Annotated in this window: 20 protein-coding genes; 5 read left to right on the top strand and 15 right to left on the bottom strand. The window is 40.6% G+C overall.

The features are described from left to right. Window positions 1-8: 8 nt before the first annotated feature. Complete coding sequence (locus tag NST73_RS09815; RefSeq protein ID WP_024718316.1) at window positions 9-1,400, bottom strand: MFS transporter; 1,392 nt, start codon at window positions 1,398-1,400, stop codon at window positions 9-11. 517 nt (window positions 1,401-1,917) lie between these two features. Next, window positions 1,918-2,250: a chaperone CsaA gene (gene csaA, locus NST73_RS09820; protein ID WP_017367427.1), complete on the bottom strand. Its 333-nt coding sequence runs from the start codon at window positions 2,248-2,250 to the stop codon at window positions 1,918-1,920. A gap of 267 nt (window positions 2,251-2,517) precedes the next feature. Here csaA and NST73_RS09825 point away from each other — a divergent pair, with 267 nt between their 5' ends. Next, the gene (locus tag NST73_RS09825) at window positions 2,518-2,997 is read left to right on the top strand and encodes a hypothetical protein (protein ID WP_007500681.1); all 480 of its coding nucleotides are present in this window, start codon (window positions 2,518-2,520) and stop codon (window positions 2,995-2,997) included. On the opposite strand, the gene NST73_RS09830 is transcribed toward NST73_RS09825, so the two are convergent. From NST73_RS09830 to NST73_RS09860, 7 genes are all read right to left on the bottom strand, one after another. Further along, window positions 2,994-4,619: a YndJ family protein gene (locus NST73_RS09830; protein WP_342499080.1), complete on the bottom strand. Its 1,626-nt coding sequence runs from the start codon at window positions 4,617-4,619 to the stop codon at window positions 2,994-2,996. The genes NST73_RS09825 and NST73_RS09830 overlap by 4 nt on opposite strands. Next, window positions 4,612-5,217 carry a DUF4166 domain-containing protein gene (locus NST73_RS09835; protein ID WP_135009153.1) on the bottom strand — a complete coding sequence of 202 codons (606 nt, stop codon included), beginning with the start codon at window positions 5,215-5,217 and terminating at the stop codon, window positions 4,612-4,614. The genes NST73_RS09830 and NST73_RS09835 overlap by 8 nt, the downstream gene beginning before the upstream one ends. After that, window positions 5,180-6,061, bottom strand: coding sequence for a hypothetical protein (locus tag NST73_RS09840; RefSeq protein ID WP_058336751.1), 882 nt, complete (start codon window positions 6,059-6,061; stop codon window positions 5,180-5,182). Before NST73_RS09840 ends, NST73_RS09835 begins: the two co-directional genes overlap by 38 nt. A 151-nt stretch (window positions 6,062-6,212) precedes the next feature. Beyond that, window positions 6,213-6,785, bottom strand: a complete 573-nt coding sequence (locus NST73_RS09845; RefSeq protein WP_008346533.1) for a TetR/AcrR family transcriptional regulator — start codon at window positions 6,783-6,785, stop codon at window positions 6,213-6,215. Between the two features lie 3 nt (window positions 6,786-6,788). Continuing rightward, the gene (locus NST73_RS09850; protein ID WP_342499081.1) at window positions 6,789-7,508 is read right to left on the bottom strand and encodes an MBL fold metallo-hydrolase; all 720 of its coding nucleotides are present in this window, start codon (window positions 7,506-7,508) and stop codon (window positions 6,789-6,791) included. 38 nt (window positions 7,509-7,546) lie between these two features. Continuing rightward, the gene (locus tag NST73_RS09855; protein ID WP_046526860.1) at window positions 7,547-8,023 is read right to left on the bottom strand and encodes a GyrI-like domain-containing protein; all 477 of its coding nucleotides are present in this window, start codon (window positions 8,021-8,023) and stop codon (window positions 7,547-7,549) included. 53 nt (window positions 8,024-8,076) lie between these two features. After that, window positions 8,077-9,000, bottom strand: coding sequence for a YafY family protein (locus NST73_RS09860; protein ID WP_160757592.1), 924 nt, complete (start codon window positions 8,998-9,000; stop codon window positions 8,077-8,079). A 118-nt stretch (window positions 9,001-9,118) separates the two neighbouring features. Between NST73_RS09860 and NST73_RS09865 the strand changes: the two genes are divergently transcribed. Further along, a complete protein-coding gene (locus NST73_RS09865; protein ID WP_160757591.1) occupies window positions 9,119-9,643 on the top strand; it encodes a mother cell-specific membrane sporulation protein in 525 nt (174 codons plus the stop codon). A 35-nt stretch (window positions 9,644-9,678) separates the two neighbouring features. Here NST73_RS09865 and czrA read toward each other — a convergent pair whose 3' ends face one another. Then, the gene (gene czrA, locus NST73_RS09870; protein WP_007500691.1) at window positions 9,679-10,008 is read right to left on the bottom strand and encodes a Zn(II)-responsive metalloregulatory transcriptional repressor CzrA; all 330 of its coding nucleotides are present in this window, start codon (window positions 10,006-10,008) and stop codon (window positions 9,679-9,681) included. A 187-nt stretch (window positions 10,009-10,195) separates the two neighbouring features. Between czrA and NST73_RS09875 the strand changes: the two genes are divergently transcribed. Further along, window positions 10,196-11,521, top strand: coding sequence for an APC family permease (locus NST73_RS09875; RefSeq protein WP_017359483.1), 1,326 nt, complete (start codon window positions 10,196-10,198; stop codon window positions 11,519-11,521). 97 nt (window positions 11,522-11,618) lie between these two features. Next, window positions 11,619-12,281, top strand: a complete 663-nt coding sequence (locus tag NST73_RS09880) for a lysozyme family protein (protein WP_017359484.1) — start codon at window positions 11,619-11,621, stop codon at window positions 12,279-12,281. 34 nt (window positions 12,282-12,315) lie between these two features. On the opposite strand, the gene prpB is transcribed toward NST73_RS09880, so the two are convergent. The 4 genes from prpB to NST73_RS09900 form a co-directional block, all read right to left on the bottom strand. Then, the gene (prpB, locus tag NST73_RS09885) at window positions 12,316-13,233 is read right to left on the bottom strand and encodes a methylisocitrate lyase (protein ID WP_144679497.1); all 918 of its coding nucleotides are present in this window, start codon (window positions 13,231-13,233) and stop codon (window positions 12,316-12,318) included. 12 nt (window positions 13,234-13,245) lie between these two features. Next, the gene (locus NST73_RS09890; protein ID WP_277518536.1) at window positions 13,246-14,682 is read right to left on the bottom strand and encodes a bifunctional 2-methylcitrate dehydratase/aconitate hydratase; all 1,437 of its coding nucleotides are present in this window, start codon (window positions 14,680-14,682) and stop codon (window positions 13,246-13,248) included. A 2-nt stretch (window positions 14,683-14,684) separates the two neighbouring features. Then, window positions 14,685-15,827 (bottom strand): citrate synthase, encoded by a 1,143-nt coding sequence (mmgD, locus tag NST73_RS09895; protein WP_342499558.1) that lies wholly within the window; start codon window positions 15,825-15,827, stop codon window positions 14,685-14,687. Window positions 15,828-15,994: 167 nt separating this feature from the next. Then, window positions 15,995-16,534: a DUF420 domain-containing protein gene (locus NST73_RS09900; protein WP_008346516.1), complete on the bottom strand. Its 540-nt coding sequence runs from the start codon at window positions 16,532-16,534 to the stop codon at window positions 15,995-15,997. Between the two features lie 204 nt (window positions 16,535-16,738). Here NST73_RS09900 and NST73_RS09905 point away from each other — a divergent pair, with 204 nt between their 5' ends. Then, a complete protein-coding gene (locus tag NST73_RS09905) occupies window positions 16,739-17,245 on the top strand; it encodes a GNAT family N-acetyltransferase (RefSeq protein ID WP_039165503.1) in 507 nt (168 codons plus the stop codon). 152 nt (window positions 17,246-17,397) lie between these two features. On the opposite strand, the gene NST73_RS09910 is transcribed toward NST73_RS09905, so the two are convergent. Continuing rightward, the gene (locus tag NST73_RS09910) at window positions 17,398-18,189 is read right to left on the bottom strand and encodes a 3D domain-containing protein (protein ID WP_007500712.1); all 792 of its coding nucleotides are present in this window, start codon (window positions 18,187-18,189) and stop codon (window positions 17,398-17,400) included. Window positions 18,190-18,331: the final 142 nt, after the last annotated feature.

An 18,331-nucleotide genomic window follows, 5' to 3' on the forward strand; every position in this document is an offset into this window, starting at 1 on the left:
TCAGAGAACTACATTTTAAAGTCGTCCATATGATCGATATACACCTTGTCTCTATTCTCAAGCTCTCGTACGACTTTTTTATGTTTTTCTTCATCTAGGTTATAAAAATTAATATCAACCATCGCTAAAATTAGTAAGCATACAGGAATCACCGTTGTCGTGATTAAAATGCCCAGTAAAGCTTCTGGTGTTTGCACTTGATTTGCAATATAACCAAATCGGTCAAGGACAAGCCCTGGAACGATGCCGCCTAAGGCCATCCCAAATTTAAAGAAGAAGCCAATCACTGCGTAGATCAGTCCACCCATTCTTTTCCCTGTTTTATATTCACCATATTCAACGGTTTCAGGAATGAGTGCCCACATGTAAGCACCTGCTGTAATACTCCCTGCAGCCGCAACGAGCCTGAAAACAAGTATTAAAGTGATTTGACTCGGCGGGATCACAAGTAATGCAAGAAGGCCAACAATATTCAGCAATAATGAATAATTCAGCAGCTTTTTCTTTCCTAACAACTTGTGCAGCTTAGGAATAAACGGCAACACCATTAAAGCTGGCAGACTGCCAATCAGGCCGTACCACTTCACTAAATCTTCTCTGCCGAGGTTATACGTCACATAATAGATACCGACTGAGTTGCTGATCGAGTTCACACCAAAGATAATGATAAAGAAAATGCTTAGCACAACAAGCGGACGATTCACTCGTAACTGGACAAAGAGATCACTGAACTTGATCTTTTCCTCTGGCTTTTGAAGCGTGACGCGCTCATTCGTACTTTTAAAACAGAAAATCAATAATCCGCCCCCAAGTACACCGAGAAATGCCATCGTGATCTGCCAGCCAAGTGCTGTATTTCCTGTTGTATCACTCAAAAACGTCGCAAGAAACGGAACAAAAAAAGCAACAACTAAACCACCGAGATTTGCAAAAAGCATACGAACAGACGTAATACTGACGACCTCTTGGTTATTTCTTGTCATTGCGGAAGTTAAAGCACCATAAGGAACATTGATGAACGTGTATGTAAGCGATAAACCAACATACGTGATGTACGCATAAATGAGTTTTCCCATTTCGGAAAAATCCGGTGTCGTAAAACAAAGAATGGCAAGAACGGCAAAAGGTAACGCACCAAATAACAAATAAGGTCTAAACCGGCCAAAACGGCTGTTCGTTCGGTCAACCATCGCCCCAATAAACGGATCTGCAAGCGCATCGATGGCCCGAACCACCAAAAACATTGTCCCTGCTGCTGCTGCTGATAATCCATAGACATCCGTATAAAAAAATAATAGATACGTAGAGACAGTTGCATAAATTAAATTACATGCGAAATCTCCTGAAGCATACCCCACTTTTTCAGACATACGAATCTTCTTTAAATTCTCACTCACCATGAGTTTTCTCCCTTCTTCACTTAGCCTCTTCTAACGGACAGATGGTGCAGGGCAGCAGCAATCAATAGGTCGAAAATAAAGCGCTTTCAATTCGTTGTAAAAATGAAGCTGAACATCTCTTTCTTTCAGCTTAGCCCACATAGCAGCAAATCATTCGCTTTACACAATAGATCAATAGATGATCGACATCTTAGTTTATCGATTAAACAAACTAAGATGAATTCATTTTATAAAATATGATCTGACTTTTCAATATTTTTTGAAAAAATAATCCAAATAATTGATTTCTTGTCATTTTTTCTATGATATGAGGATATGAACCTTCTTTTTTTCTTCCAAAAACAAAGAGAACTCAAATAATGGTTGCATTCATACCAATCCCATGCTATATTAATCAAGCGATGAGCTGAATTGTGTAAGTCGGGTAACACGTCTCTTTGAGACACACACGAATGTGGCGTGTGGTTATTCCGCCTCAATACGCAAAAGACATCTTCTGATGAAGATGTCTTTTTTCTTACCCTATTTTGGTGCCATTTTCAACCGGCTCATCGGTGGCAAGCAGGACAACGTCTTCTTTTGACGGCATGCCTCCTAAGACAAGCACCTCTGATTTAAACCCGGCAATTCTTCTTGGCGGGAAATTGACCACTGCAATAATTTGTTTCCCAGTGAGATTCTCAGCCTGATAACGTTTTGTCAGCTGTGCACTAGATTGTTTTATGCCAATCTCATCCCCAAAGTCAATCTTCAGCTTGAAAGCAGGCACTCTTGCTTCTGCAAAAAATTCTGCTTCTACTATCGTCCCAACGCGAATGTCTAACGCTAAAAACTGTTCAATATCTGCCATTAGAATCTCTCTCCCTTTCAATCTTTCATAAAAAAGGTCACATTTTTCTTCTGCTGGATGACCACTTGTCTTCCACTAATTTCTTTATTGTAGCACACCCTACTCTTCTAAAAGAAAGGGTTAAAAAGCCTATTCATTGAAAATTCTTTTTAGTTTACATAATAATTTTATAGTAGTCTATTAAATGTTTGCATCATGAAAATGAATTCGGTAAAATGGCAAATAATCCTACTGCTTCCTCTCGAATATTTCGGGGAGGGTTAACACTTGTTTACATTATCAGATATGTGGACGTTTTGCTGGTCGTTTTTCGTCATTCTTCCTATCGTTGCCATCTTGCATCAGCTGGGTCACATTGTAGTCGCCTGGCTGTTTGGAGCAAAGGTTTCGTTTGCGCTTGGCAGAGGCAAAAAAGTATTGAAAATAGGCGTCGTTGAAATTAGAAGAATCTATTTTCTAGATGCATTTTGCCACTATGAAGAAATGAGGAGAAATAACCGTTTCTCACACATTCTTGTCTACTTAGGCGGATCATTATGCAACCTGCTCAGTGTTCTCATATTGAACACAATGATCGCCAACGATTTCCTGCCAGAACATCAATTTTTCTATCAATTTGCTTACTTCTCAGTCTACTATGTATTTTTTGCTTTACTGCCAGTACAGTATGCAGATCATCATCCGAGTGATGGGCAAGCGATTGTGAACATCATTCGTCACGGTGAACCATGTGACATCATTGATTAAGATGAGTGGCTTTCACTGTCGATTTGATACTGAATCGTTAAAAAAGGAATACCGAATAGCTTCATTTGATGAATTGCTGTGAGACTTTTTTCCGTCTCCGGTTTCATATGAAAGCTTTCTTCCATTGGCAGTTTCATGGTGATGAAAGACGTATGCAAATACAATCCTTCATCACCCGTACTGCCTTTTGGACTTTTACTTTTTAATAGAAAATCTTCCTTTTCATTCAAAGGTTTTAAAATAGCCGTAAGCTGTGAAAAAGGAAGCGGCAAAGCAATATTCATATAGACTGTCTCTTCATCATGGTGCTGAGCATAGAGCGCATAAAAGACTTGCTCGCCTTTCTCATTGCGCCTGATCCACACACGTACATTCTTCCTTTCTTCAAGAGGATGTTGAAATCTTGAAAGACTCCCCGGCATTTCATATGGCATTCGTGATGACCCTAAATAGAGCTGTCCTATTTGTCTAAAAACAGGTTGAAGCAAAAAGACAAACGGCCTTACCCACCAATGAAAACAGACGGCTGCTTTTAACTTAAAGGACATCGGGTCCTCATAAAATCTGCGAATAACAGGTGACACACTCTCTGCTGAAAATGCCTTTCCATTTAATTGGTCAAGAGAATCGACTAAACCAATCTTCTCATCATGCTGCATGTCGTCATGTTGAAAAGACATGATCTGAAAACGACCGTGAACTCTCGATACCGGAAAATCCTTCTGTTTCAATCGATCAGCTGGTCTTTCAATCAACCATCCAATGAGGCCTGGTAAAATAACCAAACTTGCATTGATACTGCCATGAAACCAAATCATTTGATCCATGCTGATGTAGGTAACATGTAAAAGCATTCCGGCAGAATAAAGGAATGATAGGACGATCGTTCCCATTAACATAATGCTAGAAAACACAACGAACCCTTTTGCGACAGTTGAACGAAAAGAAGTTTTCATACACAAAATTCCATACAAATAAAGTGCTATCACATAAAGAACGACGCTGAACGTATCAAACAGGCGAGAATAGCTGATTCCAACAGCTATCATCACTGGCGACAGTAAAATAACCCAGCCACCCACTTTGTATAGCGTCGTCTCTTTTTTCAGCTGCCTTCCTAATAAGCCATAAAAGATTGGGATAAAAAAAGCCGAATAATGAAAATGAATAGCTGTCAAAAGAACAATCATCGGTGAAAATGTCATCACTTGTATATCTGCTATGTACAGCCAGAACCAAAGCCCACCTAGAGCGATATACATACATGCGCCATCGATCATCAGCTCATGAAGCGGATGAGCCCCTCTTTTCAGCAAACGGGTGAAACCAAATAAAGCCAGAATCATTGTAAAGAAAAGCCATCCCAATGCAAGCCAAAGAGAATGATAGATGAATGCGCCTGTTGCACATAGAGCTGCTACTGGAAAGGCTTTCATTATGAAACCGATCAGCCCCTTCTGCTGCGGTTTCTTCTCTTCCTGATAAAAAAAGTGTAAGAAAGCGGGAAGAAAAAATAAAATCGCAATCAAAACAAAAAATTCTGGTATGGGAGCTGTCGTCAAACGTGTAAAGAGAAAGCAGGACATCAACACGATGCTACACATCAAATGCCATTTATTCATAAGGTGACACCCTTTCCGTAAACCGGCCCTTATAAGTAAAAAGAGTGCCAAAAAGGCGATTTTTCACTTGAACATCAATCGTATACTCACCTGCACGCTCATCGTACCCTTCTGTTACATCAGATTCACCATAAAGCCAAGAAGGGAGCGGCCACTCCCGCCCAAACAGCAAAAACTTTTGCTTACCTGATTGAATGTGCAAGAACCCTTTTTCCGTGACTGTAAAATGAAGCTCTGACACAAGAAGCCTAGGTTTTCCAAAGTAGTCCAGTACTTGATGGCTCTTCTGATCAATGATCATATCTGCATCAAAATGTCTTTCCTTGTCAGGAAAATAGAACGTTCGAAACCAGTGCATCCCTTCTTCTCCCTTACTTGTCGTAAAAGGCTTGTTCACAATTTGGAAGGGAATATTTCGCCCTCTTTCAGGAAAAAAACAGCGAAACAATGGGCCGATTTTGAATAACAATCGGATGAGCTTTGTCCCGCCTCCTATTTCCTCCATGATGCCTTCGGCCGTAAACGCGCGGTTATAACGTTCTTTTAATGTTGGATGCAGCTTATCGTAGTCCTTTACTTGATGATGATGAACGACCATGTCTACCTCCCCTTTTTCGTTTGATCGAAAACACATCTACACAATCTTTTAAGTTGATCATTCCTGCAACAGATAAAATCAAAAATGCACTCAGCACCAGCGGCTCGTGCAGAGTCGTTTCTGGCGATAAAATCCCTATACCAAGCATCAGCAACAGAAAGATGCTTTGAAGGATGAATATATATTTCTTTGGCAGTTTAGGCATGAGCCATGATACACCTAATAGCGCATAAAACAATCGAAATCCGGTGCTATGTTCAAATGCAGAAGGTGAAAAAGGAATGATCGCTTGACATAACCAGACGATAGCAAACAACAAACAAATGCCATAATGGGCAAGTGTTCTCTCTAGCAGCAACCGGGGATGCGTGCCCTTTTCAAGCCACGTCTTTAATGCGCCAAAGCTAAAGGCAGTCATAAACCCCATCATTGGTCGAAAAAACAAACGGTCTGCCCATTTCCACCCTTTTCCTTCCTTTGTTTCATAATCAAATTGCGTTTGAAACACAATGTGATCATTCGTTTTCATGTATTTCCAATACCCTCCGCCTTCTTTGATGAAAGACAAAGGGTGTGATGATTTAAATTGAAGTGAGGATGCTCTTTCATGACGCTCATCCTTCACGCTCGTTCGATACGCTCCTGTCCCAGTTACACTAATGCCGAATCCAAGGTGTTTCTCATACAAAAAGGATTGGGGCTGTTCATCACTAGGTCCATTTAATGAAATGGTCGAAAATCGCAAATCCCATTGTTCATGAAGCTTTGGATTTTGCGTATACTCCCATACTTTTTCAATAGGTGCTTGAATGGTTGTTTCCACATAAACAGGCTTTCTTTTCATCTGCCTCTACTCCTCTATGTGAATTATTTCACATAATAAGCATACCATGTTTCACAAAACTGTCAAATCTTTATTGGTTTTTTGCCCAAAAAATGTTTTGATTTGTTTACATCTCCTTCATCATATCGGTTCGATACATAAAAAAGACCTGTCAATGAGACAGATCTTCTTGCTCTTTGATGCCTGCAATATAAAGACGGACCGCATAGCTCACACTATCTTCAAGCTGTTCTTTCCGTTGAAATCCTTTTTTGTTTGAAATATCTCCAAAACCGTGCAGTAAGCTTCTGAGCCCTCTCACGACATGCGTCATGTCCTCTTCTTTTACACCAAAACGAGACATGATGGATTGGACAAAATCAGCAAGATTCTCTGCAGCCACACTGACTTCTTTTTCATTCATATGTGAAAAAGCAGCCTCATAAAGACCGGGATGCTGACGAACAAATTGAACATATTGTCTTGCAAATGCTAAAACAGCGTCTTCTTTTTCCAGCCCCGCTGTTACTTGTTTGCCGGCCTCACAAAGCATTGTCAGCCCCTTGACAGCAAGAGCTGCCTGTATTTCATGAAGACCAGATATATGGTTGTAAAGAGATGGTGGTCTGATGTTAAGCCGTTTGGACAATGTAGCAATAGTCAAAGCGGAAAAGCCCTCTTCATCGACAAATTCGATGGCAGATTCAACAATTTTTTCTTGTGTGATACCCATTCTTGGAGACATGGCTTACTGTCCCCCCTTTTGTAGCTGCTGCTTCCTTTTTTCGATAGCGGCTCTGAGCTTTGCCTCAGGCTCTATGATGAGATCACCATGCCCTGCTGCGAGACAAGACAAGGGAAGTGCCAGTAATTTTTCAGCGCTTTTTAGTGCTGTTTCTGCATCCCAAGTGGCAAAAGCCGGGAATGGGAAGGTGAAGCGAAACTCACCCGTTACAAATAAACCGACTTTTGTCACAACTGCATCACCCGCAATGACAACCCCTGACTTTTCATCGTATAAAGAGATGCTTCCTGGTGTATGTCCTGGTGTGGCAATGACTTTCAGGGACCCAATCTCGTCCCCTTCTTCAACAAGCACGTCTGGTTTTGTGTGAATGTCTTTTGAAAAACTGCCTTTGACTTTTTTCTCTGGCTCACCAGGAAGTAAAGAGAAATCGCCAGCAAACAGGCGAGCATCTCGTTTCGATAAATAAACAACTGCCTCTGGAAAAGCCTTTTTCACTTCATCTAGTGCGCCAATATGATCCATATGACTATGAGTCAGAATAATTTTTTTAATGGGTTTGTTTAATTGATGTGCAAATTCAATTATCGAGCTTGCTGCCATTTTCAAAGCTGCATCAATTAAGATGAGTTCATTCTCTTCCTCAAATACATAACAATTTACCGGAAAAATACGCGGCATTAATGTAAGCTGGTGCAAACGGTCAAATGTTGTCAATCTCATCTTGTTTTCCCCCTAAAACTAATGTCGTTAGTTTTATATTAACTAATATCATTAGTTTTAGCAACTATTTTTTCATCGACAGCAATATAAATATCAATTTGCGCTTCTTTTGGATCAATCGATCGTTCGTCGTACCATTCAAAATCGCCAGTATATGTTCGCAAATAACGCTGATCCCAACTCCAAATCTGCTGCCATGTTTCAAACACAACCTCTTCAATCGGGCCCTTTCTCGTTTGAAATCTTGCGTAGGTGGAGCCTGGAATCTCTTTTGCATCTTGTGCTAGCTGCTGGTCAACCAATTGCCCCGCTGTGAACAAATAAGCACCATTTTCATCCTTTTCATAATCTGAATACAGCCCTATGACTGGCGCATGTCCTCCGCGAAGCTGCTGCGTGAAAAATTGCTGCCAAAGCGGTGCAATCTTCCGCTCGTTTGTTTGCTCCATTTCGTTTGTTGTTCGAACAGATAATCCCTTGATCCATTGTTTCTGTAAAATCACGATATCGTACATACATTCTCATCTCCTTTTTTCCATCATATAAAAAGAAACCTGACAACATTGTGTCAAGTTCCTTTTGGTTTTTGAAATTGTTTCAACTTGAGATCAAACGCTTCCCGAACGGATGGCGGAGAGACAATCTCGATATCTGGCCCTAAATAAAAAAGAAAGCTATATAACCAATCATCCTGAGGCAACGTGATTGTGGCAAGATACGTACCATCTGCACATACGGTGAATTCATTTTCATCTATCCATTCCTTCACTTTACCAACAGAATCTTCAGTCAACCTGAGCGTTAGTGTACTGACGGAAGGTTCTTCGTGCCAAGAATCATTCCAAGGCTTTTCTTCATTTTTTATTCGTTTAGGAAGAAAAGATACTGAATGGGTGATAAGGTCTGACATTCTTTTGAGTTTAAACAGGCGAAACGCTTTTTTCACGCAGCAATACGCATACAAATACCAGTGTCTTCCTTTTAAGACAAGTGTATAAGGCTCTACTTTTCTAGGAAGTGTTTCGCCTTTTGCATTGCGATAGGTGAACTGGATATATTGATGCGCTGAGGCAGCGGTATGAATGAGCTGGAGCTTCTTTTCTAAATAACTGTCTTTCCCCCAAGAGCTTAAATCAATAAATACATGTTGCTGTTTCTCATTTTGAGGCGGGATCAGGGATTTCATTTTCTTTAGTACATGTTCACTTTCTTTAAAGGTGTATGCACTCGTAATGCTTTCAAGAGCTGTTAAAATCAGTTCAATATCATCATCAGTGAATAATTTTTTCTCTAGACGATAGTCGTCAACGAGTGAAATTCCACCCCCTGCGCCTTGTTTTGTGACAACTGGAATCCCCGCTTGATTAATCGTATCAATGTCACGGTATATGGTTCTCACGCTCACTTCATGTAGTTCAGCGAGGTCTTTCGCCTGTACTTGCCGTTTGCTAATCAGTATCATCACAATGGACAAAATGCGATCGATTTTCATGACTTTTCCTCTTTTTCATAAATATAGGTTTTGATTTGATAAAAAAAGAAAGAATGGTAATGATAAGTAACAGCCAGCATTCGTTTACATCCCTGCCTGTGCAGGAGGAGGTTGCATCATGACACATCACGTATGGCAGTTGTTCATGATCGGGATCGTCATGCTCGTCTGGATCATCATTCGAATGAATCGAATGAGACGCTATCAGCTTGTGCGCCCGATAAATCTTTTCATGAGAATGTATGTATTTAGTCTCACTGCCCTTATTCTCTTATCAGAAGGATGGCAAAATCACAGTATTTTTATCTATGCCGTCATTGGCATGATCTTCGGGAGCAGTCTCGCCGTTCACGCCTATCAGACGATTCAGATGAAATTAGAAAATGGCCGGCTGTATATGAAAACAAGTAAATGGATTGAAAGCTTTATTTTATGTTTGTTTTTATCTAGGCTTGCATTTAAATCGGTCAATCTGACAACACATGCGATCACCAAAATGGATATCGTTGAATTGTATCAGCATATTGTCAGTGATGATGCGCTGACAATACTCAGCTTTTTCCTTCTAGCGGCTTACTATATTGTGTTTTCTTATCAAATGATGAAAGCAAATAAACGATCAACCCAAGTACATCATGCATAAAAAACCTTCCTATATAAAAGTAGGAAGGTTTTTTCTCAATCATGCTGTGCATGGTGTATCATTTGTTCAAGCACTTCCATCACATGCTGATCTTCAGGACTGTAAAAAATCGAGGTCCCTGCTCGTCTAGATTTCACGAGACGAAGATTTTTTAAAAAGCGCAGCTGATGAGATACGGTTGATTGCATAAGGTTTAGTGTTTCTGCTATATCATTTACTGAATGTTCACCTTGAGACAGCAAATGCAGAATACGAATACGCGTCGGATCAGATAAGGCTTTAAATGTTTGGGAGACAAGAAATAGACTTTCTTCGTCCAGCTCCATCCGTTCCTGTTCTTGATTTGTATTCAGTTCTTCCTTCATTTCGCTTCACCTTTCTTGTCAGTCAACTCACGACTTATTCTATGTATCATCATATACCAAAACGTGTAGCATGCAAAGCTTCCACACCTTTTGAAAAAAGATTTATTCAAATAGCATTGACACGTGGTAGCATTCTTTTTAAAATGAGCATTATTTATTCATTTTTTTAGAGGAGCTGATAGGCAAATTGACTGAAGAGCCAAGACTAAAACGCAGCCTGACTGTTTTTCCACTTGTTGTGATCGGGCTTGCTTATATGGACCCACTTGTCGTATTTGATTCATACGGCATTGTTGCTCAGCTGACGAAAGGACACGTTGCTGCAGCTTATATCTTTACTTTACTGGCATTACTATTGACAGCGCTTAGCTATGGGAATATGGTGAAGGCTTTTCCAAAAGCAGGATCTGCATATACATACGCGCAAAAAAGTATTCATCCTCACGTCGGCTTCCTTGTAGGATGGACACTATTGCTTGACTATTTATTTTTGCCTATGGTGAATTTTGCAATTGGAAGTGCATATTTAACCGCAGCCTTTCCTGATGTACCTCATTACATTTGGATCATCATACTTGCTATCGCCATAACGACTGTCAATGTAATCGGTATACGTCTTACAGCCAACATTACAGCGCTATTTGTGACCTTTCAGGTGATTGTCGCTGTGACATTTGTTGGGTTTATTATTTATGGGCTCACGCAGCATGCAGGCACGGGAGAGATACTGTCAACCCGTCCGTTTTATTCAGCGAGCTTAGATCCCGCCCTTATTTTTTCCGGCGCGACGATTTTATGTTTTTCTTTTCTAGGATTTGATGCGATTTCGACCATGTCTGAGGAAACAATTAAACCAAAAAGAACAATTCCTCTCGCCATATTTTTAACGGTCGCTATTGGAGGTGTGCTGTTTACCCTCACCTCTTATTTTTTACAGCAGGTGTTTCCAAATTTTCAACAGTTCAAGCATCCAGATGCGGCATCACTTGAAATTGCAGAATTTGTGGGCGGCGCGTTTCTCCACTCATTCTTTTTAGCCGGCACCATGGTCGCTGTCATCTCTTCCTCCCTATCATCACATGCGAGTGCCGCAAGACTCTTGTATGCGATGGGAAGAGATCAATCATTACCAAAGCGTTTCTTCGGTTATATTCACCCAACATTGAAAACGCCTGTATTTAATATTTTATTAATTGGTGTTTTTTCGTTAACCGCAGTTGTTGGTGAGCTTGAGGTCATTTACTCGTTTATCAGCTTCGGGGCATTAATTGGATTTACGTTTGTTAACTTGTCTGTTTTCGCTTACTATTTCATCAAACAAAAACAAAGAGGTGTATTAAACACACTGAGGTATGCCATCATCCCTCTTTGCGGAACGGCTTTTTGTATTTGGCTCTTAACAAGCATCAGTACAAATGCATTAATCATCGGCATGGTGTGGCTCATGATCGGTTTTGTTTATTTCTGCTATAGACTGAAAACAAGAACAGAATTTACGTTTGGCTATGATTGAATATAAGGTTTTCACTTGGTATCCTGTGCAGGATATGGCATAATATAAAGGCTGTACTTCCCTTTTAAAAGCGGGGCAAAACAGGGGTGAACTGACCTTGAAAAAGAAAAAAACAGGATGTTTTGCCATTTCAGGCTGTTTCACGATTTTTCTGTTTGTTTGCGTATTAGCGGCCATTGTCATTTCCTTTAATCAAAAGGAGTTAAAAAAGCTGCCGATTGATACGGAATCAATTGTTTTGTCGAGACTGGATGATTACAAACCGCTTGTAGAAACAGAGTTAAGAGATCAAGATTTAGATCAATATACCGCGTTAATTCTCGGTATGATGTATCAAGAATCAAAAGGCAGAGGCGGAGATCCAATGCAGTCCTCTGAATCTCTTGGTTTGAAACGAAATGAAATCAATGACCCTCAGAAAAGCATTAAACAAGGAGTCCATCATTTTTCGACCATGTACAAGCATGGGAAGAAAAAAGGCGTTGATTTGGAAACCATTATTCAAAGCTATAACATGGGAATCGGCTATATTGATTTTGTTGCAAAAAACGGGGGAAAACATTCCGAAAAATTGGCAAAGCAATACTCCAAAAAGCAAGTGAAGCGAAACCCTGAAGTCTATACATGCGGGGGCGACAAAGATAACTTTCGCTATCCGTATTGCTACGGTGATTTCACTTATGCTGAAAAAGTAAAAGAAAAAACGAAAACAGTTGAAGAAAAGATGAAATTGGCTTCATCATCCACACCATCATCGTAAAAAAAGCACTTCCGTTTAGGAAGTGCTTTTCATTTTATGAATGCTCTTTCCCGATTTCCGGCAGGATCGTTTTGGCTAAATGCTGATCCATTTCTTCATATTCATCATAATGAATCGTTTCATATAGCTCTTTTCTCGTTTGCATGTCCTCCAGTATTCCCTGTTGCGTCCCCTTTTCTTTAATCTCTGTAAATAAACGCTCATACGCTTTTGCAGCAACTCTCAGGGATGACACTGGATAAATCACCATTTGAAAGCCAAACATAGAAAATTCGTCTGCATGATAATAAGGTGTTTTTCCAAACTCCGTCATGTTTGCAAGAAGCGGCCCTTTTATATTATTTGAAGCATACGTGAAATCTTCTGCTGTGATCAGCGCCTCAGGAAAAATGGCATCTGCTCCTGCTTCTAGATAGAGATTCGCCCGGTGAATGACATCCTCCATCCCGTTTACTGACTTCGCATCTGTTCTTGCGATGACGAGAAGTGTAGGTGCCGCTTGTTTGATCGCTTTGATTTTCGCCATCATGTCTTCTACAGAAACGAGTGATTTTCCGTTTAAATGTCCGCATTTCTTCGGCATTTGCTGATCTTCAATTTGAACAGCCGCTACCTTGCTCTCCACCATTTCTTTTGCTGCCCTGGCTGCATTTAATACCCCGCCATAGCCAGTATCCATATCAACTAAAAGAGGCAACTGAGAAGCTCGAATGATTTCCTTTGCCTTTTCTGCCATTTCAGTGGAATGAATCATACCGAGGTCAGGAAGCCCTTTGCTTGCGCAAAAAGCGGCACCCGATAAATAAAGCCCTTGAAATCCCATTTTCCTCGCATAGAGCGCAGACATTCCATCATGAACGCCTGGAATTTGAAATAAAGCGGATTTGTGCATTTGCTCTTTAAAAGCTGCGGCTAAGTCAGCTTGATTTACTTCATCATTCACGATCCACACACTAGCTCCCCCTTATATGACAAATAAATCCATAAATGCTGGTACTGTCGTTGTTTTTAACTGATTTGGATTTTGACAAAGTGAAACAATTTGATCGACTTGTTTTTGTGGAAATCTCGTTTTCAAATGATACACCCATTTCTTTTCAAGCAGCGGGACCCCTTCCTGCCTTCTTCTGCGATGACCAAGCGGATATTCAATTTCAATTCGATCTGTCATCGTTCCGTCTTTAAAGAAGATTTGAACACAGTTTGCAATTGATCTCTTTTTCGGATCTAAATAGTCTTCTGTATACCGTTTATCTTCTTTGACGATCATTTGATCACGCAAACGGTCAATGAGCGGATTCTGCGCCGTCTCTTCTTCATAATGATCAGCAGTCAGCTCACCATAGATTAACCCAATGGCCGTAATATACTGCAAGCAATGGTCACGGTCTGCCGGGTTGTAAAGCGGTCCTTTTTTATCAATAATTCGAATGGCTGATTCATGTGTCGTAATCTCAATTCTGTCAATCTCATCTAAACGGTCTTTTACCGCATCATGTAGAATGACAGCGGCCTCAGCGGCAGTTTGCGCATGAAATTCTGCTGGATAGGCAATTTTAAAAAGTACATTTTCGATCACATATGACCCGAGCGGCTGGGCAAGTGTGAGTGGTTTTCCTTTCATTAACACATCTTCAAATCCCCACTTTTCTGCACTGAGGGGCGTCTGATAGCCCATTTCTCCTTTCAATGTCATCATCGCTAGTCTCACCGCACGGCTTGTGGCATCCCCTGCTGCCCACGATTTCCTTGATCCTGTGTTCGGGGCATGCCGGTACGTTCTAAGTGGTGAATTATCCACAAATGCTTGTGATAACACATGCTGCACATCTTCTTTCGTTCCGCCAAGCATTGCACAAACGACTGCACTTGATGCCACCTTGACAAAAAGAACATGATCCAAGCCATTTCGATTCAAACAATTTTCTAAAGCAAGCACACCTTGTATTTCATGTGCCTTTACAATCGCATGCAGTACGTCATTCATCGAAAGCGGTTCTTCTCCGTTTGCAAGCCTCGTTCTGCTGATATAATCGCTTACAGCCAATATCCCGCCCAGGTTATCTGAGGGATGGCCCCACTCCTGTGCAAGCCACGTGTCATTATAATCTAACCAGCGGATCATACATCCTATATTAAAAGCCGCTTGAACAGGATCTAATACAAATGAAGTGCCGGGCACTCTTGCTCCGTTAGGCACAACAGTTCCAGGTACGATGGGTCCAAGATGCTTCGTGCATTCTGGAAAGTTGAGCGCCAGCATACCGCAGCCGAGTGTATCCATGAGTACATACCGAGCTGTTTCAATGGCCTCTTTGCTCGTAATTTCTCCATCCACGGCATAGGCTGCGATATCTTCTAATAGTTGATCTGTTTGATTGGCTACTGCTGTTTTATTCATATTCATTCCCCCGTTTTTCCATCATCATTTGAGCCTTTTAATCCTCTTGGTCCTAAATACCGTACTCTCGGTCTAAAAATCCGATTGTGTGAATGCTGCTCGATGACATGCGCTGCTAATCCGCTTGCTCTCGCAGCAAAGAAAATCGGTGTATAAAGTGAAATAGGAATGCCGAGCACGTAATAAATAGGTGCTGCGTAATAATCAAGGTTTGGATAGAGGTTTTTCTTTTCTTTCATGTATGCCTCGCCTGCGACGCACATGTCATAAAGCGTCGTGTCTCCTTTTGATTCGGTAAGCGTTTTCAAAGATCGTTTTAAAAGAGCCGCTCTTGGGTCCATTTTTCTCATGTATACTCGGTGTCCAAAGCCCATCATTTTTTCTTTTGCGGCTAATTTACGTTCGATGAGCGCAAGGAAACCTTCTGTTGTTTTGCCTTCGAGGAGCATGTGCATGACTGCTTCGTTTGCGCCTCCGTGTAAGTCACCTTTTAATGAAGAAATCGCTCCAGTAAAAGCACCATACATGTCAGAATGAGTAGATGCAATGACTCTTGCTGCAAATGTGGAATTCGGCAGCTCATGCTCACTATAAAGCGTGAGTGTTTGGTCAAATGCTTTGATTTCGTCTTGTGCCGGAGTGCGGCCTGTTAACATCGCTAGAAAGTTTTCAGTGTAGGATTTGGTCTGGTCTGGAGTAGGTGTGGTGTCTTGTGTGAGAATATGATAGCTTCCCGCAACAATCGCTGGTAGCTGGCCAAGTAATCGAACGGCACGCGCTTGCTGGCATGCTTCTGATCGATCATTCAATTGTTCATCGTACCCTGCAAGAGCTGATAAACACGTTCTCATGGCATCCATTGGGTGGGTGGTTTTTGGCAGTTTTGTCAAAATGGTTTGAATGGTTGGATGTAAGCTTGTTTGTGAGGAAATATCTTGCTGAAATTGGTGATATTCCATTGCATCTGGTAATCTTCCATAAATAAGCAGATAGGCTGTTTCTAAGTACGTCTTGCTTTGTGCCAGCTCGATGAGGTCATAACCGCGAATCACAATTTCTTCTTGCTGGACATCTAGGAACGAAATTGACGTTTCGCTTGCCACAATGTCTTCAAGCCCCGGTTTGTACTGCAATTGTTCAGTCATCATATAACCCCCGTTTCGTTCAATTGTGTTCTCCAAACGAGCAAACGGCCAGACATGATGTGATTCTATAGGTGGGAAGATACCGTGCAAGTCGGATACCCAATTCCCATTTTATCCAAAGCACTTCATCTTGTAAATAAAAGAACGTATGCCCAGATGGACACACGTTAGCTGTAGTATGGAGAAATCATAATATATACGATGACACCTGTTAGACTGACATAGAGCCAAAGGGGCATGGTCCATCTGGCAATTTTACGATGACGTTCGACTTGCATTTGTGCGCCTCTAAAGAGAGTGATCAGTGCAAGCGGTACAATGACGGCAGATAAGACGATATGTGTGATGAGAATAAAGAAGTAAATCGGACGAATGATTCCTTCTCCCCCGAAGTGTGTATCAGCTGCCATTGAATGATACGTCACATACGAAATTAAAAAGACAAGTGTTGTTGAAAAAGCCGCAAAGATAAATCGTCTATGGGCTTTAATGTTCTTTTGTTTAATCATAATGAGCGCTGAAAGTAAAAAGATAAACGTAAAACTGTTCATCACGGCATTCAGTAACGGCAGAAATGTAATATCCAGATGACTAAATTTATCTGTTTTTGGCATGAAAAATAATAAAGCAATTAAGCCGTTTATGGCAATTGTTAAAAACACAACAATGCCGGTGAAATTTTTCGGTTTTTGATTCTGTTCGTTCATGTTTGAAAACCTCTCTTTATTAGTTCCGACTAAGAGTATGTTATTTAACTTTCTCTCTAAAGTCAATGAATTCGCTGTCTTCGTCGAATTTTAGACAAACTTGCCGATTGCCTGCCTTCTAGCGGCTTGAAAGATCCACTCACTTCCTTTAGAATGGGAATTTGTGTGGTTTTTATCAACTCTTCTATGAAAGGAGCAATAGACTTGTCAATCTTACAGGAAACAACAAAAGATGTGAAGACATTAGAACAAGAATTACAGCAGTTGCAGTTCCAAATGTATCGAATGCAAGAAAATATAAAAGATATTTCAAAAAAAGCAAAGATTATTGGCATTGATCAAGCGAAGGAAGATGAATGGATGATCGTCTCTGCAATTGAGAATGCAGATACGTGCAAAATCATGTTAAGCGATTGTGAAAAAGCTTTTCGCGGACAATCTGATTTTTCCTTGATCGCGGAATATCCTGAAGAAGGAAAGATTCACATTGCCGATATTAAAGGCCCACCTGATAATGGCTATGGATCCATCTGTATGAAGCATTTAAAAGAAATCGCAAGAGAGCAAAACATTCCAGTCATTACTGGGGATCTCGTCAAAAGAGATTGGAACCATGTGGACCGCCTGATTCATTTTTATGAAAAACACCAGTTTGATGTCCAAATTAATTGGAAAGAGCAAAGCGGAGAAATTTATTGGGTGGACAGCTAACGACACAAAAACCAGCGTTGAGATAGACTTATACGCTGGTTTTTGTCGAAAATGCGAATTTTTCAGAAAAATATGTGTATTTCCGGCCAAAAAAAGGTATAATAAAAGCATCAGGCCGCCACCTGATGCTTTCTTCCAAAAACAATAGACTACTAGTTAAGTACTTTCACTTTGACTGATTTTACGCCCCAATTTTTAGCTTGGGATTTGCTTGGTACGTGTACATCAATTTTGTTACCTTTAATTGCGCCGCCAGTATCTGCTGCGATGGCTTCACCGTAGCCTTCAACATAAACCTTACTTCCTAATGGAATGACATTAGGATCTACTGCGATTACTTTTGCATTTGGGTTTTTGTTTAAGTTTACCCCTGTTGCAGTGATACCTGAGATGCCACCATCATTTGCTGTATAAGCCGTAGCCGTTACAGTCATTTCTTTTTGAACACTTTGACTAGCAGAAGATGATTCTGCTTTAGCTGTTTCCTTTTTAGGAGCAGCTTTTTTCGTTGTTTGCTCTTTTTGGACAGGTGCCTGTTTTTGAACAGGTTCTGAGCTTACCGGAGCTGAGCTTTGACCAGCAACACTTAATGTTGAACCAATCATAATTATATCTGAGTTTAAGTTATTCCAAGACTTAATATCGCTAATTGACACATTGAATTTTTGAGCGATTTTCCAGAGGCTGTCCCCCTTCTGGACTTTGTACTGCTCCTGAGTTTTCTCTTTTGAAGAGATTGTCAATTTATCTCCTACATAGATCATGTCTGTAGATAAATTGTTCCAACCCTTTAGGTCCTTTAGAGACACATCATTTTTTTGAGAGATTCCCCAAAGTGTATCACCTTTCTGTACAGTGATTTCCTTTGCAGAAGCTTGCTGTGCTCCTAATGCTGTTGTTGAGATTGCTGCAACAGCAACCAAGGACATAATAGTCTTCTTCATAAAGTAAATCCTCCCTTGTTAGCTTTTTATGGCGGCTAACGAGTGCTATCGTAACATATGTAAATGTCATTTCAATAACAAAACGATATGTTTTAGATTACAGTTCCTTTACATGAAACATCTCTCTCCATTGGTAAATCAG

It is taken from the genome of Bacillus sp. FSL W7-1034 (genome assembly GCF_038593365.1).
Taxonomy (GTDB): Bacteria; Bacillota; Bacilli; order Bacillales; family Bacillaceae; genus Bacillus; species Bacillus altitudinis.

Excerpts from the sequence above, each read along its gene's own strand:
- NST73_RS09815 (WP_024718316.1), bottom strand. The coding sequence starts at position 1,400 with ATGGTGAGTGAGAATTTAAAGAAGATTCGTATGTCTGAAAAAGTGGGG.
- csaA (WP_017367427.1), bottom strand. The coding sequence starts at position 2,250 with ATGGCAGATATTGAACAGTTTTTAGCGTTAGACATTCGCGTTGGGACG.
- NST73_RS09830 (WP_342499080.1), bottom strand. The coding sequence starts at position 4,619 with ATGAATAAATGGCATTTGATGTGTAGCATCGTGTTGATGTCCTGCTTT.
- NST73_RS09835 (WP_135009153.1), bottom strand. The coding sequence starts at position 5,217 with ATGGTCGTTCATCATCATCAAGTAAAGGACTACGATAAGCTGCATCCA.
- NST73_RS09840 (WP_058336751.1), bottom strand. The coding sequence starts at position 6,061 with ATGAAAAGAAAGCCTGTTTATGTGGAAACAACCATTCAAGCACCTATT.
- NST73_RS09845 (WP_008346533.1), bottom strand. The coding sequence starts at position 6,785 with ATGTCTCCAAGAATGGGTATCACACAAGAAAAAATTGTTGAATCTGCC.
- NST73_RS09850 (WP_342499081.1), bottom strand. The coding sequence starts at position 7,508 with ATGAGATTGACAACATTTGACCGTTTGCACCAGCTTACATTAATGCCG.
- NST73_RS09855 (WP_046526860.1), bottom strand. The coding sequence starts at position 8,023 with ATGTACGATATCGTGATTTTACAGAAACAATGGATCAAGGGATTATCT.
- NST73_RS09860 (WP_160757592.1), bottom strand. The coding sequence starts at position 9,000 with ATGAAAATCGATCGCATTTTGTCCATTGTGATGATACTGATTAGCAAA.
- NST73_RS09865 (WP_160757591.1), top strand. The coding sequence starts at position 9,119 with ATGACACATCACGTATGGCAGTTGTTCATGATCGGGATCGTCATGCTC.
- czrA (WP_007500691.1), bottom strand. The coding sequence starts at position 10,008 with ATGAAGGAAGAACTGAATACAAATCAAGAACAGGAACGGATGGAGCTG.
- NST73_RS09890 (WP_277518536.1), bottom strand. The coding sequence starts at position 14,682 with ATGAATAAAACAGCAGTAGCCAATCAAACAGATCAACTATTAGAAGAT.
- mmgD (WP_342499558.1), bottom strand. The coding sequence starts at position 15,827 with ATGACTGAACAATTGCAGTACAAACCGGGGCTTGAAGACATTGTGGCA.
- NST73_RS09900 (WP_008346516.1), bottom strand. The coding sequence starts at position 16,534 with ATGAACGAACAGAATCAAAAACCGAAAAATTTCACCGGCATTGTTGTG.
- NST73_RS09910 (WP_007500712.1), bottom strand. The coding sequence starts at position 18,189 with ATGAAGAAGACTATTATGTCCTTGGTTGCTGTTGCAGCAATCTCAACA.